General features: G+C 58.2%; 25 protein-coding genes. 4 read left to right on the top strand and 21 right to left on the bottom strand.

Annotation, left to right across the window (positions count from 1 at the left end):
* Window positions 1-144: 144 nt before the first annotated feature.
* The 4 genes from ABID12_RS16790 to ABID12_RS16775 all read right to left on the bottom strand — a co-directional run bounded on the left by ABID12_RS16790 (window position 145) and on the right by ABID12_RS16775 (window position 5,751).
* A complete protein-coding gene (locus ABID12_RS16790) occupies window positions 145-2,751 on the bottom strand; it encodes a P-loop NTPase (protein WP_354435243.1) in 2,607 nt (868 codons plus the stop codon).
* Between the two features lie 672 nt (window positions 2,752-3,423).
* The gene (locus tag ABID12_RS16785) at window positions 3,424-5,049 is read right to left on the bottom strand and encodes a terminase large subunit (RefSeq protein ID WP_354435242.1); all 1,626 of its coding nucleotides are present in this window, start codon (window positions 5,047-5,049) and stop codon (window positions 3,424-3,426) included.
* Window positions 5,015-5,434 carry a phage terminase small subunit P27 family gene (locus ABID12_RS16780; protein WP_354435240.1) on the bottom strand — a complete coding sequence of 140 codons (420 nt, stop codon included), beginning with the start codon at window positions 5,432-5,434 and terminating at the stop codon, window positions 5,015-5,017. Before ABID12_RS16780 ends, ABID12_RS16785 begins: the two co-directional genes overlap by 35 nt.
* 2 nt (window positions 5,435-5,436) lie before the next feature.
* Window positions 5,437-5,751 carry a head-tail connector protein gene (locus ABID12_RS16775; protein WP_354435239.1) on the bottom strand — a complete coding sequence of 105 codons (315 nt, stop codon included), beginning with the start codon at window positions 5,749-5,751 and terminating at the stop codon, window positions 5,437-5,439.
* A gap of 40 nt (window positions 5,752-5,791) precedes the next feature.
* Here ABID12_RS16775 and ABID12_RS16770 point away from each other — a divergent pair, with 40 nt between their 5' ends.
* Window positions 5,792-6,205, top strand: a complete 414-nt coding sequence (locus ABID12_RS16770) for a hypothetical protein (protein ID WP_354435237.1) — start codon at window positions 5,792-5,794, stop codon at window positions 6,203-6,205.
* On the opposite strand, the gene ABID12_RS16765 is transcribed toward ABID12_RS16770, so the two are convergent.
* From ABID12_RS16765 to ABID12_RS16730, 8 genes are all read right to left on the bottom strand, one after another.
* The gene (locus ABID12_RS16765; RefSeq protein ID WP_354435236.1) at window positions 6,196-6,555 is read right to left on the bottom strand and encodes an HNH endonuclease signature motif containing protein; all 360 of its coding nucleotides are present in this window, start codon (window positions 6,553-6,555) and stop codon (window positions 6,196-6,198) included. The two genes, ABID12_RS16770 and ABID12_RS16765, sit on opposite strands and share 10 nt — an antisense overlap.
* A 143-nt stretch (window positions 6,556-6,698) precedes the next feature.
* Complete coding sequence (locus ABID12_RS16760; protein ID WP_354435234.1) at window positions 6,699-7,079, bottom strand: hypothetical protein; 381 nt, start codon at window positions 7,077-7,079, stop codon at window positions 6,699-6,701.
* Window positions 7,080-7,103: 24 nt separating this feature from the next.
* Complete coding sequence (locus tag ABID12_RS16755; RefSeq protein WP_354435232.1) at window positions 7,104-8,273, bottom strand: phage major capsid protein; 1,170 nt, start codon at window positions 8,271-8,273, stop codon at window positions 7,104-7,106.
* A gap of 4 nt (window positions 8,274-8,277) precedes the next feature.
* Window positions 8,278-8,781: an HK97 family phage prohead protease gene (locus ABID12_RS16750; protein WP_354435230.1), complete on the bottom strand. Its 504-nt coding sequence runs from the start codon at window positions 8,779-8,781 to the stop codon at window positions 8,278-8,280.
* Between the two features lie 3 nt (window positions 8,782-8,784).
* On the bottom strand, window positions 8,785-9,981 hold the full coding sequence (locus ABID12_RS16745; RefSeq protein WP_354435229.1) for a phage portal protein: 1,197 nt from the start codon (window positions 9,979-9,981) through the stop codon (window positions 8,785-8,787).
* 401 nt (window positions 9,982-10,382) lie between these two features.
* The gene (locus tag ABID12_RS16740; RefSeq protein ID WP_354435227.1) at window positions 10,383-11,417 is read right to left on the bottom strand and encodes a helix-turn-helix domain-containing protein; all 1,035 of its coding nucleotides are present in this window, start codon (window positions 11,415-11,417) and stop codon (window positions 10,383-10,385) included.
* 117 nt (window positions 11,418-11,534) lie between these two features.
* Window positions 11,535-11,852, bottom strand: a complete 318-nt coding sequence (locus ABID12_RS16735) for a hypothetical protein (RefSeq protein WP_354435226.1) — start codon at window positions 11,850-11,852, stop codon at window positions 11,535-11,537.
* A gap of 73 nt (window positions 11,853-11,925) precedes the next feature.
* The gene (locus ABID12_RS16730) at window positions 11,926-12,093 is read right to left on the bottom strand and encodes a helix-turn-helix domain-containing protein (protein WP_354435224.1); all 168 of its coding nucleotides are present in this window, start codon (window positions 12,091-12,093) and stop codon (window positions 11,926-11,928) included.
* A gap of 141 nt (window positions 12,094-12,234) precedes the next feature.
* Here ABID12_RS16730 and ABID12_RS16725 point away from each other — a divergent pair, with 141 nt between their 5' ends.
* The 3 genes from ABID12_RS16725 to ABID12_RS16715 are packed head-to-tail and all read left to right on the top strand — an operon-like array spanning window position 12,235 to window position 14,382.
* Window positions 12,235-12,588 (top strand): Arc family DNA-binding protein, encoded by a 354-nt coding sequence (locus ABID12_RS16725; protein ID WP_354435222.1) that lies wholly within the window; start codon window positions 12,235-12,237, stop codon window positions 12,586-12,588.
* 9 nt (window positions 12,589-12,597) lie between these two features.
* The gene (locus ABID12_RS16720) at window positions 12,598-13,833 is read left to right on the top strand and encodes a tyrosine-type recombinase/integrase (RefSeq protein ID WP_354435221.1); all 1,236 of its coding nucleotides are present in this window, start codon (window positions 12,598-12,600) and stop codon (window positions 13,831-13,833) included.
* A gap of 15 nt (window positions 13,834-13,848) precedes the next feature.
* Complete coding sequence (locus ABID12_RS16715; RefSeq protein WP_354435219.1) at window positions 13,849-14,382, top strand: DUF8453 domain-containing protein; 534 nt, start codon at window positions 13,849-13,851, stop codon at window positions 14,380-14,382.
* Window positions 14,383-14,589: 207 nt separating this feature from the next.
* Here the strand turns inward: ABID12_RS16715 and ABID12_RS16710 are convergent, their stop codons facing one another.
* The 9 genes from ABID12_RS16710 to ABID12_RS16670 form a co-directional block, all read right to left on the bottom strand.
* Window positions 14,590-15,243 carry a ThuA domain-containing protein gene (locus ABID12_RS16710; RefSeq protein ID WP_354435218.1) on the bottom strand — a complete coding sequence of 218 codons (654 nt, stop codon included), beginning with the start codon at window positions 15,241-15,243 and terminating at the stop codon, window positions 14,590-14,592.
* Window positions 15,244-15,270: 27 nt separating this feature from the next.
* On the bottom strand, window positions 15,271-16,920 hold the full coding sequence (locus tag ABID12_RS16705; protein WP_354435216.1) for an acyltransferase: 1,650 nt from the start codon (window positions 16,918-16,920) through the stop codon (window positions 15,271-15,273).
* Window positions 16,917-17,927: a hydroxyacid dehydrogenase gene (locus tag ABID12_RS16700; protein WP_435528254.1), complete on the bottom strand. Its 1,011-nt coding sequence runs from the start codon at window positions 17,925-17,927 to the stop codon at window positions 16,917-16,919. The genes ABID12_RS16705 and ABID12_RS16700 overlap by 4 nt, the downstream gene beginning before the upstream one ends.
* A complete protein-coding gene (locus tag ABID12_RS16695; protein ID WP_354435212.1) occupies window positions 17,924-19,771 on the bottom strand; it encodes a DUF2264 domain-containing protein in 1,848 nt (615 codons plus the stop codon). The genes ABID12_RS16700 and ABID12_RS16695 overlap by 4 nt, the downstream gene beginning before the upstream one ends.
* Complete coding sequence (locus ABID12_RS16690; protein WP_354435211.1) at window positions 19,772-20,809, bottom strand: ABC transporter ATP-binding protein; 1,038 nt, start codon at window positions 20,807-20,809, stop codon at window positions 19,772-19,774.
* Window positions 20,806-21,891 carry an ABC transporter ATP-binding protein gene (locus tag ABID12_RS16685; RefSeq protein WP_435528253.1) on the bottom strand — a complete coding sequence of 362 codons (1,086 nt, stop codon included), beginning with the start codon at window positions 21,889-21,891 and terminating at the stop codon, window positions 20,806-20,808. Before ABID12_RS16685 ends, ABID12_RS16690 begins: the two co-directional genes overlap by 4 nt.
* Window positions 21,881-23,014, bottom strand: a complete 1,134-nt coding sequence (locus tag ABID12_RS16680) for an ABC transporter permease (protein ID WP_354435318.1) — start codon at window positions 23,012-23,014, stop codon at window positions 21,881-21,883. The genes ABID12_RS16685 and ABID12_RS16680 overlap by 11 nt, the downstream gene beginning before the upstream one ends.
* A gap of 19 nt (window positions 23,015-23,033) precedes the next feature.
* Window positions 23,034-24,023, bottom strand: a complete 990-nt coding sequence (locus tag ABID12_RS16675) for an ABC transporter permease (protein WP_354435208.1) — start codon at window positions 24,021-24,023, stop codon at window positions 23,034-23,036.
* 87 nt (window positions 24,024-24,110) lie between these two features.
* The gene (locus ABID12_RS16670; RefSeq protein ID WP_354435207.1) at window positions 24,111-26,030 is read right to left on the bottom strand and encodes an ABC transporter substrate-binding protein; all 1,920 of its coding nucleotides are present in this window, start codon (window positions 26,028-26,030) and stop codon (window positions 24,111-24,113) included.
* Between the last annotated feature and the right edge of the window lie 46 nt (window positions 26,031-26,076).

The raw sequence follows: 26,076 nt of genomic DNA, 5'->3' as shown, positions 1-26,076 counted from the left end.
AGCACGTTCTTTGTGCTGCTTTTGTTCTTGCTAGCGCGGCGAATCATCTGGCTGGCTCTACGACAATGTGCGTTCTGCAAGGCATGCCCAAACCAGCTTTCGTGTATTTAGTTTTAAATGAAGTATAATATTTTCTGTCATCCGTCACCTTTGTTGGCTTCTTCGGTTGTTACGGTTGTTACGGTTGTTACGGTTGTTACGGTTGTTACGGTTGTTGCGATTGTTACGGTGCCGCTTGCTTTTTGATTGTGTGGCCTTCCAAGTATCGTGGGTAATAAAGTGTGCGAGTCGCTCGCGCGCATGCTCTATCTGTAGGTCCGTGCGGCTCATCGCTTGTATCATTCGAAAATATCGTTGAGCAGCTGATTTTGCTGCCGCTTTCTGTTTGTGCTTCAGTAACGTTGAAACATGGTTGTTGGCCAAAGTTACAATCGGGTAAAAGTCGGCTTGAAGATTCGGTGAAGCATGCAAGTCCTCCAGTGTTTCCACGGCATCGCCGATCAGTGCTAAAGTCACGGCGTCGTATACAGGTCGGTCGTGCGCTACCCTCAATTGCAGATCTGCTAAAGCGTGTACCGCAAAAACGTTTCCAGGATAGGCTGCGATCGACTTTTGTAGTGCATCCAAAGCGCGTTCAAGTTCACCGAACATGGCCAAGTATTGGCCGAACTGAAGCCAAAAATGACCGTCAAGCTGGAATTCAATCTCGAAGCTTTCATAGGCCCTCAAGCCTTCTTCGATCTCGTTTCGTCGCCGTGCCAATTCGCCGATAAAATTGTGATTTAATAAAAACTTGAAAAGTATGCCATCCAATCTACTGACGTTTTTTACAATCGGTATGGAGTATTTTGTATAAGTCCTGAGTATTTCTACTTCTGCATTCATTACATCTTTAAAAGATGCAACATTATCTAATATATGCCTAACGTATAGTTCATGTCTTGCGACAAGGCGTCCGGCATTATCGATGCTAACAATACCTTCCAGTTGACGTAGTGCTTCTTCAAACGACAGGGATTCTCTACGTTTTCGGTATGCCTCTCGAGCTGTTGTCTGATGAATCCCTGTGCGGGCCATAGTTGCCAGGCCCGCAATCAAGAACAGGAACTTTGCATCTCGGTCGGGTAGGTTCTCATATTCCTGAGTTATAACGTTTGTGAACTTTTCGGAAGAAGTAGTCTCCTTTAGAGCGATTAGCAGCTGCTCTTGAGATGATGCGAGTCGCCGTTCACGTTCCCTTGGCGCCATTTTAAGGAATTTAGGTGACGGAACGTATTGCAGCAGCCTTTGGATTAACGCCGCATAGTCTTTCCTTACAAATCTTTGGAACTGAAAAGCGGCTGTAAAATCACCAACACGCCTTTCGATATGGTGTCGCCATTCGCTCGACCTCGCACTTGTCACCAGAGTAAATTTGCCACGTGGAAATGCGAGGACATCCTCTCGGAGCGCGTCACCATACAGGAATGCATCGCCGACATAGATGATTGCGCCACCGTCGGGATGCAAACGAGAGATTAGTTCGAGCGATGCACGAAGCGATTTGACATCGCATTTTAGCTCATAGATTGCGGCGTCGTCGTTTTCGCGGAGGTATTTTAGGAGAGATTGGATAATAGCGGTCGTTTTTCCGCTGCCCGATTGGCCATAAACCAAGAAAATTCTTTCTCTTTCTTCTATGGCCTTTTTCAGGTTTTGGTAGAGAAAATCGGTGGATTTCAACCAAACTGGGACATTACTAGCACAGAGCTTCCAGCTAGGCGAACCTCCTTCGAGAAAATCTCTTGCTGTCTGCTTTAGATTTAGATTTGTGAGGCTATCTGCCGCTTTCTTAGTGCCATTCCAAGTGTGAATAATAATGTCATTAGCTGTATTAATTTCATCGCTCGTAACATCTATTCTTGTTGAAATTTCATTGGTGAATGCGTTTTTTCGTTTGCTTATTTCTTCGGGGCTTGACGATGCACCAATAGTCGAACCCAGCCAGCTGACAAAATCAGCAAGAGTTCCTGGGATGACTACGATACCACGCGCCTCATATGCTGCCTTTTGTAGAGCGGTGAATTCATCAGGAGTGACTAAGAAAGCTGTACCCAATGAAGTGTTTTGATGGGGGCGTGCGCGATCAAGTTCTGCGGAAAGAATTGGCTCTTTGAGTGTGCTACCAATGAATATTGGTACGTGCGCTGCATAGTCGGATGCAGCCTGCCGATACCAGTCGTGCTTGTCTTGATTAAGTCTTCGGTTATATTCAGATTGGCTGAATATCAATCCATGCTCAGGCTTGGCGGCTTCGCCGTGAAGATGTACTACATGAACGTATTCTATGCCGCCATCCAGGGCAACTCTATCAATTATTCCATTATAATAGTGTCGAGTCTGTGTGGAGTATCTTATGTTTTCTATGGAGTCGTCGATATTCCATGTATAAACACGCTTCCAGCTATACTTGAATAGATTATTTAATTCGGTGGATGGCTTTATTTTTAAATATTCTTTCGCGAAAAATTGTTCGAGCCTTGGTTGTCCGATAGTTGGAAGGGTTGCCTGAATGACATCGGGCAAATCTTCGTTTTCGTAGGGCAGCCCCCCCATCTCAGCAAGTGCTGCGGCGAGCGCTCTACCCTGCTTGACATTTTCCCCTTGGGCGTTTTTGGATGTCGCCGTCGATCCAGCGCCGAGCAACAAAACCGCATCGCCTTCCTTGACCGCTTTTCCAAGGATATTTTGATCTTTTTCGCTTATTTTCACCGGACGCCTCTCCAAACATTCTAGCGTTACTAGTAGAGGCATATTTAGAGATTGGCCATAGCAGAGTACTGTTCGAACAATATCTCTGAGTATGGGACTGCGAAAATAAGTCCGAGTGGCAACAGCTTGTCGAAAAGCGCCGCTGCTGGATGGTATTGGTTCTGTCGCTCGTTCCAATGGGTGTGAGACCTACCCAGCTGCATCTGCTCCCACTTCTGTTTCCGCCTCGGCCTCTCAAAGTCCGCCTTGATGGAGCGCTCGAGGCAAGAAATAGGAATTCGTCTTTGCCGGCATAAGCGCGGTTCTGCAGCGGCAGCAAGTGGGGGCCTCACTGGCTTGAGATTCTAAGAGTTTTCGGCCCGAGATAGGTCACGCGCAAAGTGCTGAAAGAAGCGGCTATGAGACTTGCTCGGCCTGGACGATGTGTCGCATTCCTTGCATTTCATTAGCACCGCGCGGAACTTGGGGCCTGCCGCCTTCAAGTAGCTGGAGCGAGCGCTCCGCCGCGCGTGGCGAAAAATAGCCTGTCACACTTTATTGACCGGGTTTGAACATCTTTTGCAACAGCCTCGCACGTTTCCGTGCCGCTGGACTTTTAACTTTGGATATCAACCACTGCGCTGAGGATTGCTATGCTGATGCTAACCCGTCTTTTCCCGTTGTGCGACTCTCTCAAAAATACGCCATCTCCTCCGACCATTCGTCGCTGTCATAAACGGACAGGCTGCTTTCCCCGGCAGCGGCACGGCTGATGGCCATGGCAGCGGCGACCGCGCCGTCAATGCGGTCCTTGCTCTTGCCCTTGTGGAAGGCCTTGTTGCCCGCTGCATCGGTGTGAATGGCGATGTTTTCAAAATTCCAGCGTAGCACCGGATGCCCGCCATGGACGAGGCGACGGCCGAGAATGGCGCGTTCGAGTTCCTTGATCGCCGGTGCCATGGTCACCCAGCCTTGGCGCATTTCAACGGCGGGGAAGCCGTCTTCCTGTAGGTTGTTCAGCATATTGCGGGCCATGTGCGGGTCGAAGGCGATTTCGTGCACATCGAAACGGGCGCAAAGCTCGCGAATGTGATCCTCGACAATCCGGTAATCGATCACCTCGCCGGGTGTCGGAATGATATGGCCCTGTTCGGCCCATTCGGGATAGGGAACGCCGTCACGGTCGGCACGGCCGCGCAGATTGTCCTCCGGGCAGAAGAACCATGGATGGACGATGTAGCCGTCGCCATTGCGCCATGCGGCCACCACGGCGGTCAGGTCGCTGACCGCTGAGAGATCAACGCCGATCCAGCACGGTTGATCTTCCATCTCGTCTGGATCGACGGGGAAGCTGCCTTCATCATAGATCAGCATATCGACAAACGGGTCGGCGGAGTGATCCAGCCAGACATTGAGATGAAGCTGGCGGAAGGCCTCGCGTTCACCGGGGCGCTCCTGTGCCTCGCGGGCAAGCTGGCGCAATCCATCGATATCGGGGAAGCCATCGGCAAGGCCGGGGTTGGCCCGGTACCAGTGTGCTTCATCGCGCCAGTCGGCATCGCGCGGGGTTTCAAACAGGATCGGAAGCGTGCCGGGATCATCGATCTCACCACGGGCGACCTTGCGGGCATAGTCGTAAAAGTCGGCGGCAACATTCTCGCTGCCGCGTCCGGCCGTCGAGATCACCATCAAAAGCGATCCTGGCACTTTCGTAAGCCCCGTGCGCACCACGTCCCATAGTTCCCGTTTCTTCCACGCATGCAGCTCGTCCACGAGGGCAAACATCGGCGTGCGGCCGTGTTGCGTGCCTGCATCGGCAGAAATCGCTTCCAGAAAGGCATTGCTGCGCGGCGCTGTCAGCCGGTTCTTGCTGTCGGTGAGCTTCAGGCGGCTTTCCGCCTTCGGGATCGCCCGGACAATGCCGATGGCTTCATCATAGGCGATACGCGCCTGCTTGCGGTCGGATGCGGCAAAGATCGCCTCGCCACCGGGCACGGCTTCCGGGCCGATGGTATGGAGAAGGCCAAGGGCTGCGCCCAGCGAGGTCTTGCGGTTACCGCGCGGCAGAAGCATCGCGACATTGCGCACCGTCCGGCGGCCATTGGCATCGCACGGGCCATAGATGCGCCGGACAATCCGCTCCTGCCATTCGGTCAGGTCGAAGGCATGGCCGGGAAGCCGTGACTTCGGGTGTCGGAGCATGCGCAGGAACTGCACCGCCCTTTCGCCATAGCCGAACGGATCGGGGATCTCGGAACCGTCATAGATCCAGTCAGGGTAAGCATCAGAAACTGAAGAGGCCGAACTGGTCACTGTCATCATCCTTTTCCTGTTTCATGCCGGAGCGGGCGCGGGAGGCCGGTGTCAGGCCAAGTTCGGCCGATAGCCGGACAATGACCGCCTGAGACTTGCCGAGAAGGCTGCTGGCGGGGTTTTGCTTCAAACTGCCGTCGGATGCCCGCACCACCGCCCCATGCTCGTCTATGGCCTTCTGTGCCTGCCGTTCGTTCCACTTGGCGCGGATATAGGTTTCCACTGTGCCCAACATGGCTTCGTTCAGGATTTCCCGTTCGGTGAGATCGCTCACCACCGTATCCCATTCGCCGGTCATGGCCTCCGGCAGGCTCGCGGGCATGGGCGGGGCTTCGGTGAAGGCGTCTTCCAGCGCATGGGGTGCAGCTTTCGGGCCGCGTGTTGTGCCCATGGTCAAAAGCTCCAGTTGCGGTATTCGTTGACGATCTCGCGCACGCCAAGCGGCACATAGCGCGGGCTGGCATCGATCAGCACGGCATCGCGGTTGGCGTACCAATGGCCGGTCAGCATCAGCACGGCCTGTTGCAAAGAGGCCGGGATCGGGTCTTGGCCCTCGCCCTCATTCCCAAAGGTCTTTTCAATGCGAAAGCCCAGAAGCCGTTCAATATGGTTCTGGGCTGCAATCAGCTGGTTTTCGATCAGCGCGTCGTCATCGTCAAAATCGACACGCAGGTGAAGCTTTGCCTGTTCAAGGCTCACGATAGCCATCGCCTTTCCTTTCTGAGGGAGCGGATTTAAGAGGTGTTCTATGGAGATTGACTGGACACAGTTCAGGCAGGTTGCGCAGATGACGGTGGATGCGTCCGGCCGCATGACGTTCGAGGTGAACGATCCTGAGGCGGCAAAGCTGGAACAGGTTCTCTATGTTTGGCAGAGCCATACCGGCCAGATTTTGCGGTTTGGGACCACCAAGTCCCCTGTCAGCAGCAGGCTTCGACAATACCCGAACCACATCAACCGCAGTCTGGCAGGCCTGAAGAGCCCAACGCCCGAATGGGAAGCGAAAGCCTGGGTGGACTATGCCAATAAGGGGCCGGTGGTTGCCCTCGTTCACCAGCCGCCTCAGATCAATTCGGTGATCGGCCCGATCAGACCCTACCTCGATCTGGAACGCGAACTGATCGCTGCCTTCAAGCCGCCGCTCAACAGAAGTCATCGCTGAGCCTTCCGCATCCGCCGTTCTTCCGCCTGTTTGGCGCTGTTGTGGCAGGGCGTACAAAGCGGCTGCCAGTTTGCCTTGTCCCAGAAGAGATCGTGATTGCCCTTGTGCGGGCGGATATGATCGACAAGGGCGGCCGGTGAACCACAGCGGACGCAGACGGGATGCGCTGCCAGATACGCCTTGCTTTCCCGCTGCCATTCGGCGGTATAGCCGCGCTGCCGTGCGGATGGCCGCTTGGCATCGAACCGGGCCTTGCGGTCCCGGTTCTGCTTGGCAACGCGCTCACAGCGCATGCCGCTGTCATGAAGCTTTCCGCAATAGCCGCAAACGCGCGCACCTTTCTTCGGCATGTCTGTCTCTCCGGGTGGTGGATGAATGAAGTGCGGCCGTGTCACCTTGAACCGTACGTCAACGCCAGGAAACGAGCAGCGCCGGGGGTGGCAGGTGACTTTTCGTTGTTCGGCGGGCCGCGTCGCCGTCAAAGAACCCCCCGTTAGTGAACCGGCCGCGTCGATGCGCTGCCGAGAATGAGAATGGCGGCAACAGCGATCGAGGTGCCACTGTTCTTCGCCAGGTGAAGCCGCAGGAAGCGCCTGTAGCCGCGATAGCCGATGCTGGTCATGCTATCGGCTTCAAGGCTTTCCGGCGTGTTGCTGTCGAGCTGATCGGCAGCAACGGCGCTGAAGTCTTCGCCGTCGTCGCTTTCTTCCAGCGTGGCAGTAAAATCGCCATCGCCTTCAACGCCGCCGGTGCCAATGATCACGGCCGCACTGTCAAAGCCCTGAAGGTCGATGACCGGGCCGTCTTGCGTGGCGGTTGCAATGCCGGGTGTCAGGGCCGTGCGAACGGCAATGTTGTTTGCGAGATCGCGCATGGGAATGTCCTTTCGGTGTTTGGCTTACTTCGTGGCCATCTTCAGCTTGCGGAAGCGGGCCGCCTGCAGAACCTTGCCGCCCACGCGCCTTGTGGCGTGAATGCGGGTCAGGCCGGAGGTTGCCAGCAGGTAGGGATTGACGAGGACGGACAGGCCGATGCGGTCGACGATGCGATAGGCCGAGAAGTCGCCATAGATGATCGGAAAGGCGTTTTCCTCGATGCCGGGCATGTCGGTCATCTCGACAACGGGACGACCCAGCAGTGTTTCCGGCTGGCCTTCCTGATAGCTGGATTGCCAGAGAAAGCGGCCGTCACCATCCTTCAGCGTGCGCAGACGGCCAAGCGTGGTGCCATTCATCGCCCATACGCCGCGATTGCGATAGGTCGCAGGCAGCGAATAGAGAAGCGCAATCAGTGCGGCCGGGTCGATATTGGCGGCATGGCCATTGGCAAGCGGCCGGATATCGGCATTGGTCATGAAGCCTTCGGGCTGAAGCACGCCATTGCCGTTGACGAATGCCGCCCCTTCCTTGACGCCAAAGTCTTCCGACAAGGCCAGATTGACTTCCGCCTCAGCCTGTCCGGCGCTGTCGGCCAGAAGCTGGTTGGAGACATCGACATAAGTCTTCAGCTCTTTCACCGGGATTTCCGCCTGTCCGAAGCCCGGCTGTGATTCCTGCTGTTCCTGGGTCTCGCCGCCCCATGTGGCATTGGTGATGCCGGTGCGCTTCGGATAGATCACCGAAGCCCCGCCGGTCGAAGACACGGTGGCAACGGAGCGAACCGGCGAGAACTCGTAAAGATCGCGGATGAACTCATTGGCCATTTCGGCCGGGGCCAGATAGCCGCCGCCGGGATCGGAGGAAACCGTCAGCGCCTTGCGCTCTTCCGAGGGCATGGCATCGCCACGGGTGAGATAGGCGGCAAAGGCCTTGCGCTCTTCGCTGATATCGTCATGGCCGGAACCGCCAAAGCCGCCATCGGGGCGGTTGGCTTTGGTCTCAAGCGCCTTCAGCCGGTCTTCGAGCTTGTCGGAACCGGCCTTTGCCTCGACGGCCTTCAGGCGTTCGTCCACCGTGCGGGTGAGGTCTTCCAGCGCCTTGTTGACGATACCGGCCGGATCGTCCTCTCCGCCGGTTTTGGTGATGATCTGCGCCGAACCGTTCAGCGCTTGCATGTGAAGGTGTTTCATTTGCTTACCTTTTGAGATGCGCCGTAGCGCGGTTGAGGGCTTCGGCCAGAGACAAAGCCCGGATGGCGTGTTTGGCGCTTGCAACATGTGCGCCGGGATGCATGGGAACCGTCACAAGGCTGACCTCAATCAGCTCAAGCGCGGTGATGGTGCGGCCGCCGCCTTTGCGGGGCGCTGCCTTGCGGGTGACAAAGCCGACCGAAAGCCCGCGCACCGCGCCGGCCTTCACCAGTGCATGGACTTCGCGGGCGCGGGTGAGATCGTTCACCAGAAGCGAACCCTTGACCTTCAGCCCGTCGGCCTCTTCGAAGGCGTCCGTCCATGTGCCGACCGGATCGCCGTGGTCATGGGCAAACAGCATCGGCAGCGGCAGGGAGATGCCAGCAAACGCGCCTTTCTCGATCACGTCGCCAACGCGATCAGGCGCACCGAAGGGCCATGCCAGCCCCTCGATTGCGCCGCTGTCGTCGGGGACAGCCAGTTTGGTTTCGATGAAGAAGCGTTCCATGGTTCAAACGTCTCCCTTGCCGGTCGCTTCAGGCTTGGCAGCCTCAGTGTCGGCATCGGTGTTGATATGCGGGTTGGAAAAGGCTTCGCCGCCCTCGTAAGGCGGCAGGTCCAGCCAGTGGCGGCCTTCATTGGCGTTGAGAACGCGCGAAGCAATCAGCGAGGAAATCGCCGTGGCTCGGTGTGTCAGGTCCGCGCGGGTCAGGTCGTCACGGTCGAAGACAAGGCGATAGTCGGCGCGTTCGTCAGCCGTGAACAGCGCCACGCGGAAAGCGCCCTCAAGGGCGCGCAGCCAAGGCTCCAGCGTATAGGACAGGAATTCCTTGCCCATCTGCTCGGAGTTTGACCATGTAGCCCGCTCAAGGTCGTAGATCATCGACGGCGGCACACGAAAACCACGGGCGATTTCGAGGATCTGGAATTTGCGGTTTTCCAGAAACTGCGCATCGGTGGAATTGAAGGTGATCGGGCGGAAGGTCGCACCATCCCAGAGGATCGCCGTGCGGCCGGAATTGTCCGTGCCCTCATGCGCCTTGCGCCAAGCGACGGACATTTTCTTGAGGCCTTCGTCCCCCAGCCCCTTTGCCATTTCGATCACACCGGACGGGCGCGCGCCATTGCGAAACAGCTTGCGGGCATGGGTTTCCATGTCCTTCGCCGTGCCGATAGCGTCGGCTGCCAGAGACAGGCACGACCGGCCGAACGGGCCGCGCAGGTAGATCACGTTGCCGGCATCTTCCGGGCGGTTGTTGATGCGAAAGCGCGGCTCGCTGCGGCCATCGGTGGAAAAATCCACCGTCACATGCGACGGCTCGTAACGGATAATCTCGCGGACTTCACCGCCGACACGATTGATCCAGGCCACCGCGCCCCGGTCATGGGTCAGGGCCGTTGCGACAAGATCGCGGATCAGCTCGAAGGTTGAGGTCCAGTCATTCGGCCGGTCGGCCAGAAGTTTCGAGACCGGGTGCGTGGCATCCGGCGTCCATATCGTACCCTCGCGCCGTTCCACCCGGATATCGAGCGTTGCGCAGGCTTCGGAAATCAGGCGGATGGCGCTTTGAACGGCAGGAACCGTCAACGCCACCGCAAGCGAAACGCCAGAGCCGGACCCCGTGCTGCCGGTAAACAGCGCAAGCTCTGCCTCAGTCGGTTCGGAAAGGGATTTCTGTTCGGTTTTGGAAAATGGCCATATCTTCATAGGCCGGGAGAATAAAATAAACGCGCGATATTTTAAATATATCGTTTATTTTCAATAGCTTAAATAGACTTCCAATTACTCCAAACACATACAAACGAATGTCACCGATGCCCACGCATTGCATGAAAAAAATCGAGAATTAAGAAGAAACATCGCAACAAAGTGGTCCCAATCATATCAACTATTTGTTTTAAAACATATTTTCTCTCTAATTAGGAAAAATCACGCGCAAACCTACCCGCGCCGGTCCCGCAAAACGGCCAAAAGTTTAAGACCACCCCCGGCCCTCAGCTTCGCGGTTTCGTCGACGTTCAGAATCTTCGAGAAACTGCCTGCAAAATCACCCGACCCAGCCGCTCGTTGCGGTATCAAGCAAACTCTCATGGTTTCGCTACCGTCGGTCATCTCGATGTTATCCTGCGCACGTTGCTCGCTTCACCGATAGCCTGTTCGTTCAACGCGGCCTTGAGGCGCGCAAGAAAGCGGTCAAAGCCTTTCGGGCCGCAATCGGGGAAGTGAACCAGTTGACCTTGCGCAGGCGGCAGCGGCCAACCTTTATTGCGATAAACCGCCGACCATTGACGCCATAGGCGGTTGTCTTCCGATGCCGCAACAGGCTCCATCTCATAAGCCAGATCATCGAAAGTATCTGCCCAGCGTTCGGGGTTGCCGAGGTTATCGTAGACGTTCGGCCAGCCATGCTGCGCCTGATGATCCATCAGCCATTCTGGTCGTGGATCTCTTCGAACGATTGGCGGTGGTGGTGGCAACGGTCCCGGTCCCTTGATCAGGACAGACAGCACAGCAACGGCCGCTGCCGCAGGTGTGATGCGCTGAACGTCCAGCTCGCTCCCTTCCTCCCGAGCCTTCTGCCGGTCGGCTGGGTGCAGCGTTTGCGGTGTCGGTTCGTTTTCCGTCTGAGTGCCTATATCATAGATTTCATTCAAAGATTTATTCAAAGAGGTTTGGGGGACACATACGTCCACCCCAGAAGGACGCTCATGTCCTCCCTGAGGGACACCAGTGTCCACCCCAGAAGCCTTCAAACCATCGCTATCCGTCAAGGGTGGACTCTCGTGTCCACCCTCTCCATATGTTATTGTATCCTTTGTCTTTTTTATGCTGCGTGATGATACAATCGCGAAATACTGCAGTGAAACGTGACCGCCGCCATAATGCCTTGTCTTGATGTGCCCGCGGTTCCGCAAAAGGCTGACCGCTCGCTGAACGCTTTTTTCAGAGCATCCGACGCGTCCGGCCAATGTCGCGTAGCTTGGCCACGCGTTGAGAACCCCGCTGTCGCCAAAACGCTTGCGGTTGAAATGCTGTGAAATGAAGAAGGCGACATTCGTCGCAACGCTCTTGCTCAAAGCTTCATCGCTAAAGACCTGATCAAGCCAGGCCATGCGCAGGCGCGTATATTCATCGCCGCTCATAGCCTTCTCCAACATTGCGATAGTGCTGTGAAATCGACTGTCCGAGCGCTGCGATGACATACAAAACGAATGGAGCCGCAGAAGCGGCTCCAGAATGTGTCTTTGCTGATGAAGTCATCAGGCCATTTCCTTCCTGATGACGTTGGGCACCGGCTCAAATTTCTCAAGCCTGTCCAAAGCCTGATCAAGGCGCTCGATGGCAATATCAGTCACCCGGCTGATTGACCCTGCCTGAATGTCGCTTACCATGCCGGCAGCAAGCTCGATGACCCTCATAAGATCGCGAACGGAGCAGAGTTCGTCATTCAGATTGATGTAGTCGTCACGCGTAAAGGCCTTTGTGCTGCCACCTGCGCTCCGTGCCGAGGTCGAAACGCCGGGTGTTGAGGCAATTGTCTCTCCACCCGAAGCCATGCTATCGGTGTTTCCGTTCATATTTACTTCCTAGCGGGAAATTTGAACCATGGCTCGGAGAGGTTGCCGCCTCTTCCGAGCCGTTTTGTGCTAGTCACGCAGCAGCTTCACTGAAGAAGTGCTCAAGGTCACTGCGACGAGCCACCCAGCGGTTGCCGACTTTTTTTGCTGGCAACTCTCCCTTTTGAAGCATGAAAAATGTTTGCTGCGGTGATCGGCCAATTATCTTTGCGATCTTGCTGGCTCCCCAAATCAGGTCCATGGCTGCGTTTGATCCGCTTTGCATCGCTTAACACTCCATTAGAATTAACGACACCAAATTAGTGTCGCACCAAATTGGTGTCAAGACATGGTGTCAAAATAGTGCTATTGATCATCCGTATTGAATAGAAGGGTGCGTTGAATGGCTGATGAGAATGAAGTTCGGATCACGTTACGGCTGCCAGAACCCTTGCGAGACCGAATTGCGGCGGCCTCGGCAAGGAATGAACGTTCCATGAACGGGGAGATCGTCGCTACGCTTGAGGACTACTATCCTGATCACATGACAATCGGCGAATTCTTTGAAGCATGGGTTCCAAAATTTGCTGCGCAAGACGACAATTCAGGTCGCAGGGAAGTCATTGCGGAAGCGAACAAAGCTGCTGCTGCGTCTGGTGCCAACTTCCGAGTGGTCGAAGAAGAACATAACGGCGATGTTGTTTTCTTGGTTAGGTTCACTGACTCCGATATGGATAACGTAAAAATAGCCTTGTAGAGATGTTTTATGTCTGTTCGAAAGCGCACATGGAATAATAGCAAGAAAGAAGAGAGATCGTCTTGGGTTGTTGACTATGTTGATAACCAAGGCAAGCGTCGCCAAAAGACATTCCGGCTCAAGAAGCAAGCTGATCAATTTGCGCTTAGAGCCTCAACTGAAGTGCGTGACGGGATTCATGTTGCGGATAGTGCCAGTGCAACGGTTAGCCAGGCTGGAAGGTTCTGGATAGCTAGCGCGGAAGCCGCTGGCCTTGAGCGCACTACGGTTGCCAACTACCGATGTCATCTTGACCGGCATATCACCCCCTTTATAGGTGAGCTAAAGCTCTCTGGGCTCAATGTGCCAACCATCCGTGCATTTGAAGACGAACTCCGCGCGGCTGAACGCTCGCCACAAATGGTGCGCAAGGTACTTGTGAGTCTCGGTTCGCTGCTGGCAGATGCTCAGGAGAGGGGTCTCGTTGGACGCAACGTTGTGCGCGATCTCAAAGGCCGTCGCCGGACCAATGAGAAACGCCAGACAGTCCGTCAGAAAGGCAGACTTAAGGTCGGCGAGGACATTCCCTCGCGCGAGGAGGTCAAAGCGCTTGTTGCGGCTTTGCACGGCCGATGGCGGCCACTGCTGCTGACTGCGATCTTCACCGGCTTGCGTGCATCCGAGCTGCGCGGCCTACGCTGGCAGGACGTCGATCTTGACCGCCGCGAAATCCATGTGCGGCAGCGCGCCGACCGTTTCAACGAGATCGGTCCACCGAAATCTGGAACCAGCGAGCGGTCGGTTCCAACCCCGCCCATGGTTATCAATGCGCTCCGGGAATGGAAGTTAATCTGCCCGAAGCGCGACACAGGCGAATTCGATCACAATGGCAACCGCGTTCTGGAACAAGAGCTCGTGTTTCCGAATGGTGCAGGTAATATCGAGGGCTTGAACAATATCGTTCGGCGCGGCCTTCAGCCGATCCAGATCGCGGCCGGGATCACGATAGATATTGGCGAAGTTGACGGGGAGGGGAAAGCAATCCTCGCCGCCAAATATCCCGGCATGCATGCTCTGAGGCACTTCTACGCTTCATGGTGTATCAATCGGCAGGAAGACGGCGGCCTCGCACTACCGGCAAAAGTGGTCCAGGAGCGAATGGGGCATTCGACCATCGCAATGACCATGGACCGATATGGCCACCTTTTCCCGCGCGGTGACGATGCTGACGAACTTGCGGCGGCTGAAAGGGCGTTATTGGCGTAGCTGGCAGGAGGGGAAATGACGATAGCGGATGTTGTAGCCACATTGGCGCTGGCCATATCCATTGCAGCGTTCGTGCATTCTGTTCATGCGTGGAAGCGGTCTTTTCGACCGATTGTTACGGCGATGGTTCGCACGAAGCATGCCAGTGTAGACTTCATCGCGCATGAACTTGTTATTCTCAACTCGGGCACAATACCGGCCAAAAACGTGTCGATATGTGTTGAAAGCCGAAAGGCGCTTGAAGAAGCGCTCAGTTATGCGCCGTCAGAAGATAGGCGACTTTGGTTAACCTGCTTTGACGACGAAACCGTCATTCGGATCATACATAACGGCTCCCATGTCTCTTGTTCTTTTGGCACGACGCAAAAGACTCAATATGCTTCGGGCCGACCAGAAGACAAAGGCTTTTGGAAGTATGGGGCCGAGCTTCCAGTCATCGTGCGCTACCGGGGATGGTTCGGTCGGCGGCACGAAGAACGGCAGGTGCTAGATATCACTGATAGTGAAAGCTTTACGGGCCACTTGTGGGGGACGACCCCATCTGGGTAGATGCAACATGGATGCGGCACGTTGCCATTTTAGTCAAATAAATCAATCTACCCAGTTTTCTTCCTAATCTGAGGGTCACGCGTTCGAATCGCGTCGGGATCACCATTTTTCCTTGTTCATTTCAGCCTGAAACGCTCTGAGGGTGTCGGCCTCGCTCGCAACCGGTCAGGGACGCCGGCATGCGTTTGGGCGTTTTGCCGGGCGCGGTTACAGCGCCCGGGCCGCCCAGAGCAGGCCACGGGTTAATATGGTGCGCACTTCGGGAAGGTCGAGCTCGTCGGCCGTGTGGCCGAGCGAGGAGTAAAACACCCTGCCTTGGCCATGTGTCGTGGTGAACACCACCGGCATGACGACATCCTTGCGCCAGGGGTGGAATTCGCCGGAAAATGTCGTGGTCGCCAGCACTTCGACTGCCGGATCGTAATTCAGATAATATTGTTCCGATGTGTGTTCGAAGCTCTCTATGCCCGCCATGATCGGGTGGTCCGGGCGGGTGACGTCGACCGTGTAAGTGATGATATTGCCGGGATGGGACACCCAGTAGCAGCTTGCGGCATAGCGGAACGGCACGCTTGAGCGGAAGCTGGTCGCAAGCCCCATGTGATAACCGGCAAGACCGGTTCCCGCCTGCACCGCTGCGATCAGATTGGCCATCCTGTCCTTTTCAAGCGCGCCATCGGTGATCACCGGCACCACGAGCGCATTGTCGCCGACATCCGCAGCGCCGAGCGCGTCATAGTCGTCGGTCACCTCGACTGCAAAATCATGTTCCTCCAGGATATGACGAACGGTTTCCGCCCCTTGTCTGGGCGTGTGAAGCTCCATGCCGCCGTAAACCACAAGCGCCTTTCGCCTGGCCATAATTGTCCTCTCCCCGTTGATTGCGGCTTAAAGTCCGAGGCCGACGGCCTCGGTGCGGTGAACGCCCTTTGGCACATAGCAAAGCGCATCCTGCCGTTTCAGCAGCTTTGCTGCCAGATGAATGACCGACAGCCACATTTCCGTGCCCTGAAGCCCCGGCTCCTGTCCGTCGGCGAAGGCGAAACCCGCGCCCTCCTGCCAGCGCGACGGCGCGCGCGTGATGATCGCGCGGGCAATCGCCTCCGCCTCTGCGCGGCGGTGATCCGTCTGGGCCAGGCATATGAGCAGCGGGTGGATGGTATCGAGCAGATTGCAGGCGGTGTAGGTTGCGCCTGAAAATCCGTCGTGATTGCGATAGTTGGCGAGCACCGAATTGATCGCCGCCTCGGGGTTGGGCACCGGCAGGCCGAACTGCACATAGGTGCCCCGTGTCAGGCGGTAAAAGCCGTTGACCGGTTGCAGCAGTCCGTCCGCCGCGCGCGGCGAACCCCAAAGCCCGGTTGCCCTGTCGACATGAAGCGCAAGCCAGCCGAACAGGATTTCACGCGCCCGGCCGGTCGAGAAGTAACGCGCATTGAAATAAAGCGCGGTTCCGATCGCATCGACGGCTGCCCCTGCACCCCAGGCATTGTCTCGCCAGGGCAGGCCTTCCAGCCAGGCGCAGAGGTCCGGTGCATCAAGTTCGACAGCGCTGACGGGATGATCCGGGCGGCTGCCGAGCACTTCCAGAGCGTAACCGACCGAGAGAACATTATATAAGGCGAGACCGTCTTCGCGTTGCGGCCGGTCGGGCTTCGGTGGCTGGCCGGGATCGGGGAAAAGACCTGTTTGGGGGTCCTGAACCGCCTTCAGCGTCTCGATAGCCGCAGCGATATCGAGCTCCTCCGGCCTTTCATCGAGGCCCGCGGCAATCTCGATTGCATCGCACAGATGGCGCATGCTGGGGCGGAGGGCGCCGTCGGCTTCGCGCGAGACATAAACGCCATCGCGCATATTTTGCGCCAGGATCGCGCGCCACTCGGCCTTCACTTTGTTGCCGACTGCCTCAAGGGCGCTATCGATATCCGCAGTTGCATCCGCGCGCTTTTCGCCGCGCCTGCGGATCGGCTTGGCAGGCACGCCGGCGGCGATCATGTAAGGCGGAATATCGCGGGTGACGGTTGCGCCGGCGGCGATCACCGCGCCCCGGCCGATCCGCACACCGTCGAGCACCACCACATTCGCACCGATCCAGACATCGTCCTCGATAATGATGCCCCGGCTTTCATGCGGCTGCCGCGAGATCGGGATATCGGGGTCTTCATAGCCGTGGTTGAAGCCCATGATCTGCGCGTGCGAGGCGATCCGCACATGATCGCCGCAGGAAACCGTGCCGGCCAGGCAGGCATAGGCATTGACCGTGCAGTCCGCGCCGATGGTGATGTCGCCGCGCACGACGGCATAGCCGGCAATATAGGATGTCGCCCCAAGTAAAAGCCTGTCGGTAAAGACCGCCGCCTTCTCCGCGATATAGGCCGTCGCATCGATCTCGGCGCCGGCATTTTTCGCAAGGTCGGCGCAGCGTGCGCGGTGGGCAGGCGCATCGATATCCGCCGGCGTGCGCTCCCATGTCAGAAACTGCAGCCGTGCTTCGTGCAGGCGTTTCTCGTCATCATCGTCTTTGAGGGCCAGGCTCATGCCAGTCGCTCCAGTAGGTGGGGATCGATTGCGTGTTCAAGCGGCCGGCCGGAAACGAATCGTTCGATCTCCTCCACCGCCATTTCTCCCAGCCGCAGCCGTTCAAGCCCGCCAGCGCCTGCGGCATGCGGCGTGAGAAAAACATTGGGCAGGGTATAGAGCGGCGAGCCGGGGTCAAGAACTTCCGGGCTGGTGACATCAATGATAGCATTGATCCGACCCGTCGCCAGCTCATCGACCATGGCATCGTGATCGACGAGCATGCCACGGGCGGTGTTGATGAAAGTGGCGCCGTCGCGCATCAGTGCAAACTGTTCCGCGCCGATCATGTGTCGCGTTGCCGGCAGCGCCGGTGCATGCAGCGAAATCGTATCCGATTCCCGCAGCAATGTCTGAAGATCGACGAGTTTCGCCTGCGCAGTAACGGGGTCGTCGGCCGTGACATACGGATCGTAGAGCAATACCTCAACGTCGAGCACTTCAAGCAGCTTTGCCACCTTGCGGCCGATGCGCGATGCGCCGATCAATCCGACCGTACGGCGATAATTTCCGATCGGCGTGTTCATCAGCGCCCAGGTCGCGCGCCTGTCGCAGTCCTTACGGTAGATATCGCGCAGTTCGAATAGCCGCTTGTTGGCGAAAATGATTGCCGCGAGCGTATATTCTGCCACCGGCACGGCATTGGCCGCCGCCGCATTGGTCACGGTGATGCCGGCTGCGTAAACCGCCTCGTCGATCGTGTGTTTCACCGTTCCTGCGGCATGCGCAATCAGGCGCAATCGGGGTGCAAGGGGCAACACATTCGCTCCGACAAAAGGAGCACCCCATCCGGTGACCAGAATATCGGTCACCGCCAGTTGCGCGCGAGCCTGAGGCGTCGTGAAATCCTCCATCGGGGTTTGTGATAGGATCTCGCAGCAGGCAGAGAGCCGGTTGTAAAGGCGCTCATCAAAGACGTGCAACGTCGTTGCAGCCGCCATGGCGAAGCTCAGGCGCGGGCGCATCAGGTTCTCTCCGCGATATCGATGGCGCTGACCGTCACGCCGTCGCGTTGAAACAGCATCTCAAGTTCGGCGATATCCGGCATTATCGGTACATTGCCCGGATCTATGCCTTCCTGCGTCACCGAAACTGCGGTTGCCAGTACGGTCGTGCCCGCCGGAATTTCCCCCAGAAGTTGGGGCACGATGGTCTTTGCGACAATCAGATTGGTATTTGGCAGAGCCTTCTGTGCCCGGCCTTCGCGCCTGACTTTCGGCGACAGATCCCGGATCTGGCTTCGGTCCGTATCCGATTGCGCAAGCGCAAAACCGGCTTCCTCCTGGCAGAAATCGGCGTCGAGATCGGCGCGTGCGATGGCAAAACCGCCCTCGGTTGTGTGAAGTCGACGCGGCGTTTCGATGCGGTGTATCCGCAAATGCCAGTCTCCGGCCGGAACCAGCCAGGTCTCCACCGTCACGTCCTCCCACGGTTTCCAGCAGGCGAACAGCTTGTCGCCGGCGATCTGAGCGATTTCATTGTCCTCGCGGACACGATAATGACGCATGTCATCGGAAAGCGCCAGCATGCCATCAAAGGTGCCGCGCCGATAGCCGCGCTCGTCAACCTCAACCGAAAAGGCGTAGCGCGAGGAATAGACGAATTTGGCATATTTCTCCGCACCGTGCCGCATATGGTGGTTCTGCTGACCGGAAGACAGCGCGACGACATTGCCCTTCTGATGGTTCATGACCATGCCGGGATGTTTCAGGGGGACGGGGGCACTGCCGAAATCGGGGGGCGCCTCCTCCGCCTGCCAGAACGGATGATCCGCGCCAAGCGCCAGCGGCAGAAAGGCTTTCAGCGCCCAGTAGGGGGAGCCTGCTGAATTGTAACTCTCGCTCATGAACAGGTTGGGATAGCCGTAACCGACCGACAGCACGCCGTCGCGATCGGCAATGGGGTGGCGGGACCACCACCTAAGATGCCGCATGAAATGGCCCTTGATCTCGGCCCAGGGCAGCGCCTCGACATCGGCAAAGGCAAGTGCGCCCCAGAACCCGCCGCAGGCGAAACGATAGGTGAGGCTGCGGCCAAAGGCTAGCGCCCCGCCATCGTCATCGAACCAGTGCTGAATGTCTTTCGCAAAAAGCGCCGCGCGCTCGCGATAGGCGTCTGCCCGCGCGTCACCGGGTGCGGCGAGCTTTGTGTAGATCAGCCCGTAGAAATGCATCGCGAAGGGAATGTAGTGATCGATCCGGCGGACATTGCCGTCGCGGTACCATCCATCGCCCAGATAAAACCCGTCGAGTTCTTCCAGATATTGCTCCGTCAGCGTCCGGTCGAAATCGACACCGACCCGCTCCAATCCCATATCCACGAGAATGCGGAAGAATTTCCAGTTGTTGTCCGCATAGGGAAAACGACGAAGATTCTTGAGATAGGTCGCGATATTGTCCTTGGCCTTGCCCGGCAGCGGGTCCCAGACCTTTTCGGGAACCATGCGCAGCGTGAAGCCGATCGCGGCCATTTCAACCATGCGCTGGTCGGTGCGCTCGACCGTACCCCAAAATTCCGGGTGGTCGGGGTCCATGCCGTTGGCAATGCCTTCGCGGAAATAATCCCAGTAATCGAAGGAACCGCCACCGGCGGCATAAGGCGTTACCCCCCAGAGCGGGCGGGCGAACCCCTCGACGTCGGCGGCAATGCGGTCGAAATGGGCGGCACTGCCACTCAGCCTGACACGGGCGTGGCCTTCGGAGAAAAACGGCAGCAGCGGGTTGAACAGGCCGTGAAGCGCTGTTTCGATATCGCCCCGCGTCTTGAGCGGATTGCCTGAGAGCGGGTTGGCGGTGTTGGGATCGTAGGTCATCTAGGCATAGGTTCCTGTGGCAGGGCTGCCCGCAAAGGCGCCATTGAGTTCAATCGTTTCGGCAAAATGACAGGCGGCCTCGCTCGGGCCGCCATTGATCGGCCTCAGCGCCGGTTTTTCCTTGCGGCAGCGGTCTTCGGCGAATTTGCAGCGGGAGTGGAAAGGACACCCTTCCAGCCGGTCGCCGAGGAAGGGGATTTCACCCTTGACCTTGTCATGCCGTTTGGCGCGCCGGGTCGGGTCGGCAATCGGCAGGGCATCGAGCAGCACTTCGGTGTAGGGATGACGGGGACGTTCGAACAGCGCTTCCGTCGGCGCAGTTTCCACCACATGGCCGAGATACATCACCACCACCCGGTCGGCGAGATAGTTCACCACGCCGAGATCGTGACTGATGAAGATGTAGGTCAGGCCGAAATCGGCCTTCAGGTCTTCCAGTAGGTTGAGGATCTGTGCCTGGATCGAAACGTCGAGCGCCGAAACAGCCTCGTCGGCGATCACCAGTTTCGGTTCGAGCACGAGCGCGCGGGCAATGCCGATCCTCTGGCGCTGGCCCCCGGAAAAGGCATGCGGAAACCGCTGCAGCGCATCCTTCGGCAGGCCGACCTTTTCCAGCGTCGAAACGACCCGGTGTTCCAGCTCCGCGCCGCGGGCGGCTTTGTGAATGCGCAACGGTTCGGCAACCAGATCGAACACGCGCATATAAGGGTTGAGAGAGGACATCGGGTCCTGAAAGATCATCCGGATATCGCGCCGCCAGGTCTTCAACTGCCGTTTGGAAAGTCTGGAGAGCTCGACGGGGTCGCTCTCTTCGGGGCGATAGGTCACCCGCCCGCCGGATGGATCGACGGCGCGCACGATGCAGCGTCCGAGCGTGGTCTTGCCGCAGCCGCTTTCGCCAACGATGGCCAGTGTCTCACCCTGTCCAACCGTCAGCGATACATCGGAAAGCGCGGCGAGCGAAATGGCGTCCCCGAAAAGGCCGGCCTTGAGCGTGAAGACCTTGGAGAGGTTTTCGACTTCGAGAAGCGCACTCATGCTCGTTCTCCCTGATTGGCGGGTGCGTTTTCAACAGTTTTGCGTTGCTGTTTCAGGCCGGTGACGGAAGGCGCCTCGTCATGGGTCAGCAGATGGCAGCGCGCCCAGTGTGCCGCGCCGGTTGCCGTGCGTTCGGGGTATTCCCCGGCGCAAGGGGCAAAGGCATGGGGGCAACGCGAGGTGAAGGCGCACCCCTGCGGCCGGTTGCGTGGCGACGGCACATTGCCTTCGATCGGCGTGAGACGTTTGCGCTCGCTGCGCCTGACCATGCGCGGGATGGAGCTCATCAGCGCCTGCGTATAGGGATGCTGCGGCGCCCGGAAGACATCGAAGACATTGCCCTGTTCGACGACGTCGCCAAGATACATCACTGCCACTTCATCGGCGATTTCGGCCACGACACCGAGATCATGGGTGATGAACAGCATCGCCATGCCGTATTCATCCTGCAACGCCCTCAGCAGATCGAGGATCTGCGCCTGGGTCGTCACATCGAGCGCCGTCGTCGGTTCGTCCGCAATCAGCAGGTCCGGCTTGCAGGCAAGCGCCATGGCGATCATGGCGCGCTGGCGCAGGCCACCGGAAAGCTGGAACGGATAGGCATCCGCGCGCTGACGGGCACCGGGAATACCGACCTGTTCCAGCAGATCGACGGTGCGGGCGCGGACGGCCTTCCGGTCGATTCCTTCGTGGATCATGATCATTTCGTCGATCTGGTCTCCGATCGTATGCACCGGAGACAGGGAACTCATCGGTTCCTGAAAGATCATCGAAATGCGGTTACCCCGGATCGCGCGCATCGCCTGGCTGTCGGAACTCAGCGACACGATATCGACCGGTTGCCCGCCCTCGGCCTGAAACAGGATGCGGCCATGGCCGATCCGCGCATTTCTGTCGAGAAGGCGCAGGATCGTGCGGGCGGTGACGGACTTGCCGCAGCCGCTTTCGCCGACGAGCGCCAGCGTCTTGCCGCGTGTGAGGGTGAAATCGACCTGGCGGACAGCTTCGATATCCGCTTCGTCGGGCGAGGAGAACACGATGCTGACTTTCTCCATTCTGAGCAGTTCTGCACTATCGTCCATAGGGGTCAGCGGCATCACGAAGGCCGTCTCCTAGAAAGTTCATGGCAAGGATTGCGACAACGACGACGACGCCCGGCGACAAAAGCCAGGGCGCGCCGGCAAGCGTGCGGATGTTCTGGGCATCCTGCAGCAGCGTTCCCCAGCTGACGATCGGCGCCTGCAGGCCGAGGCCGAGGAAGGAGAGCGCCGTCTCCGCCAGGATCATCCCCGGAATGGCGAGCGTGGTCGCCGCGATGATGTGGCTGGTGAAGGAGGGCACCATATGCTTGACGATCACCCGGTAATCCGATGCCCCGTCAAGCTTCGCCGCGGTGACGAAATCCTCGGTGCGCAGCGCCAGAAACCGGCCCCGGACCACGCGTGCGAGTTCCGTCCAGCCCAGCATCGACAGGATGATGGTGATGGCGAAATAGGTCTGCAGCGGCCCCCAGTCCTGCGGAAAGGCGGCGGCAAGGCCGAGCCATAGCGGGATGGTCGGCAGCGAGCGGATAAACTCGATCGCCCGCTGCACCACGCTGTCGAACAGGCCGCCGTAATAGCCCGAAAAGCCGCCGATGATCACGCCGAAGAACAGGCTGAGGATCACACCGACAAGGCCGATCGAAAGCGAAACCCGCGTACCATAGACCAGCCGGCTCAACTGATCGCGACCGAGCCTGTCGGCGCCCAGCACATAGAAGGGCGCACGCGGCTCAAGCGTGCCGAAGAGCTTGCGGCTCATGGGGATGAAGCCCATCAGCCGGTAGGGCTCCGACGGCACGAAAAAGCCGACCGGGTGGCGCACCTCGGGATCGATCGTGAACACGCGACGCAGCGCCTCCCGATCGATCTCGGTCTTGTAGCCGTTCACATAGGGGCCGAACTGCCAGCCGCCGTCCTCATCGCGGGCAATGAAATGGATGCCCTGAGGCGGCGCATAGGTGTAGCGCGGATTATAATCACCCGGCGAGGTGGGTGCGACAAACTCGGCGAAGATCGCAACGAGATAAAATGCAATGACGATCCATAGCGAGACGAAGGCGAGCTGGTGCTGCTTGAAGCGGCGCCAGGTCATCTTCAGCTGCGTTTCCCGTCCCGTCAGCGTGCGTTTTGCGGATTTTTCGTCTGCCGCGGTGGCAGGCATGTCCGTGGTCATGGCCATTTCAGCGCCCTCCATAACGGATGCGGGGATCGATCCAGGCCAGGATCAGATCGGAGATCAGCGTGCCGATGACGGTGAGAACACCGAGAAGCATGATGATGGCGCCGGCCAGATACATGTCCTGGGTGGTCAGCGAGCGCAACAGCAGCGGGCCGGAGGTCGGCAGGTTCATCACCACGGAAACTACGACCGAGCTTGAAACCAGCGTCGGCAGCAGCCAGCCGATGGTCGAGACCAGCGGGTTGAGGGCGACACGCACCGGATATTTGAGGATCGCGCGCCATTCCGGCAGGCCCTTGGAGCGGGCTGTCGTCACATAGGGCTTGGTCAGTTCATCGAGCAGGTTGGCGCGCATCACGCGGATCAGCTGCGCGGTTCCGGCAGTTGAAAGGACAAGGACCGGCGCCCAGGCATGCGCCAGAAAATCGAGAATCCGTTCGAGGTCCCACGGCGTGCCCTGAAGGTCCGGTGAATAGAGACCGCCGAGCGTCTGGCCGAAATAGATGTACCAGAAATACATCAGGACCAGCGCAAACAGAAAATTGGGGATGGCGAGCCCGATAAAGCCGCCGATGGTGGCGAGATAATCGCCAAGCGAATATTTGCGCACCGCCGCATAGATGCCGATCGGCAGGGCGACGAGCCACATCACCAGTATGGCAAGGCCTTCGACGAGGACGGAATTGCCGAGCCGGCCCCAGATCAGGTCGGTCACCGGCGCGCTCCATTCGAAGCTGTTGCCGAAATCGCCGTGAAGCACGCCGCCGATCCACTTGAAATACTGGATGATGAAGGGATCATCGAGACCATATTGCCGGCGCAGTGCCTCGATGGTCGCCGGGTCGATCCGGTCACCGGCGGCACTCAGTTCAGCCATATAACTTGTGAGATAGTCGCCGGGTGGCAGCTGGATAATGGTGAAGGAGACGAACGAGACCGCCCAGATCGTCAATGCCATTGCGATCAGCCGCCGAACAATGAAACCGAGCATGAAACTTGCCCTTTCTGCACGCTCCCGACGGCTCCTCCACAGCCCGAAGACTGCGAAGGATACGCCCGGGAGGAGGTGTCGTTGTCCCTAGTCGAAATACCACTGCTGCGGGTCGTAGGGTGCCGGCGTTGGAAACAGCCAGGCATGTTTCATCGGTTCGGAGACATTGCGCAGATTGTTCTTGGCAATGTAGTAGCCGTCCGGTGAAAGGCTGACGCCGATTACGGGGAAGTTTTCCTTGGCGATTTCAAGGATCTGGCGCATCAGCGCGTCGCGTTCTTCAGGGTCAGGCGAGGCTCCGAGCTGATCGTAGAGGTCCATCTGCTTCCTGGCCCAGTCGGCCGGTTCGGACGCAATCTCGGGGTCGGTGCCGTTAAACCAGGCCTGCCACTGGAAGGCCCAGGCGGATTCCGCATTGGCCGGGAAATAATAGCGCGGCTCCTGAACGACATCGAGGCCGCCATCGCCCTGCCAGACCTGGGCATCGAAGTCTCCGCTCGGCCGCTTGTCGTAGAACAGCGTGCGGTCGATATTGTTGATCTCGAGATCGATGCCGACCTCGCGTAATTGCAGCGACATCAGTTCCAGCATATCGATCCATTCCGGGCGGAAAGCGGAGATCACATCGACGGTGATGACCGCCGGCTTGTCGTTGCTCATCAGCCGGATGCCCTGACCATTGGTTTCCGTCAGGCCGGCCGCTTCCAGATGCCCGATCGCGGATTCCGGATCGTATTCGGTATACTGCTTGGCCATTTCCTCGTCGTAGAACGGCGATTCCGGGCGCGGCGCCACCTGATAGGGTTCGCCCTGACCGGTGAAAACGGCGTCGATGATTTCCTGCCGGTTGATGGCCTCGGAAAGGCCGATACGGAACTCCTTGTTGTTGTAAAGTTCGGCCTTGACCGGATCGGAGTGGTTCAGGTTGAGCTGCAGGACCAGCGTCGAGGATTGCGACGGCACGTTTGCGCCGAGCCGGTAATCGCCTTCCTTCTGACCGTCATAAAAGAGCGGCCGGTTTGCGACCGTGGTGATATGGCGGTCGGTGAAATCCATCTCGCCATTGAGCGCCATCAGCGTCAGTTCCTCGGCGCTTTCGCTGACCCGCATTTCCAGCCGGTCGATATAAGGCAGCTGATTGCCCTCCGGGTCGACCTTCCAGTAGTAGGGATTGCGTTCGAAGGCCACGCGGCTGGTATTGGCCGTCCAGGGTTCGGTAACGACCCAGGCGTTCATGAACGGCAGATCGGGGTTGCCCCAGCGCTGCGGCTCCTGCCCGAACGCGCATTTGTCTTCCATCATGAAGGCCCAGTTCTCGTAGCCTTCATCCCTGGCCTGCTGTTCGGCATTGTCGCTGAGGGCTGGATAAAACTGTCCGCAATAGGCCTTCTGCAACGAGACAAGCGTGATCCCGTTGACCCCGGCAAGCTCGTCGAGCAGCAGGCCGTTCGGCTTCTCGAATGTGAATGTGAAGGTCGTATCATCTGCGACTTCGATGGTGACCAGATTTCCCGGATCGGTCAAAAACAGGCCGCCGACGGGATAATCGGGATCCTGGATGAGTTCGGTGGCGAAGGCGATATCGGCGCTGGTGAACGGCGTGCCGTCCGACCACTTCAGTCCTTCGCGCAGATGAAACGTGTATTGCCGCGCATCCTCGCTGACGTCCCAGCTCTCCGCGAGATTGGGAATGATCTCGTCCCATTCGCGATTGTAGCGCACCAGCCCGTCATAGTTCAGCGTGCGTGAAATCCAGGCCGTGTCGCCACGCCCGCGCAGGCCGGAATGCCAGGTGCCACCATATTTGCCGATGCTGTCCACCGGCTCCACCACCAGCGGGTCCTGCGGCAGGCGCTCGTCCACCGGCGGCAGGGATCCGTCCTCGACCAGCGGGTCGAGCATCGGCGCCTGCTGCTGCGAGAGGGCGGAGCCTGCCAGAAGCAGCAAGGCCGAAGAAGCCAGCACGACGCCCTTCACTGACAATCGTGTCAGGGAAACATAAGTCATTGATTTTCCTCCCTCGAAGCCCCTCCCGGGCCTCGTGTTACTCAGA

Origin of the sequence: Martelella mangrovi, assembly GCF_040545495.1 — a bacterium.
GTDB classification, from domain to species: domain Bacteria; phylum Pseudomonadota; class Alphaproteobacteria; order Rhizobiales; family Rhizobiaceae; genus Martelella; species Martelella mangrovi.
Note: the sequence above shows the minus strand (reverse complement) of the source record. Positions and strands in the feature narration are given on the sequence as shown.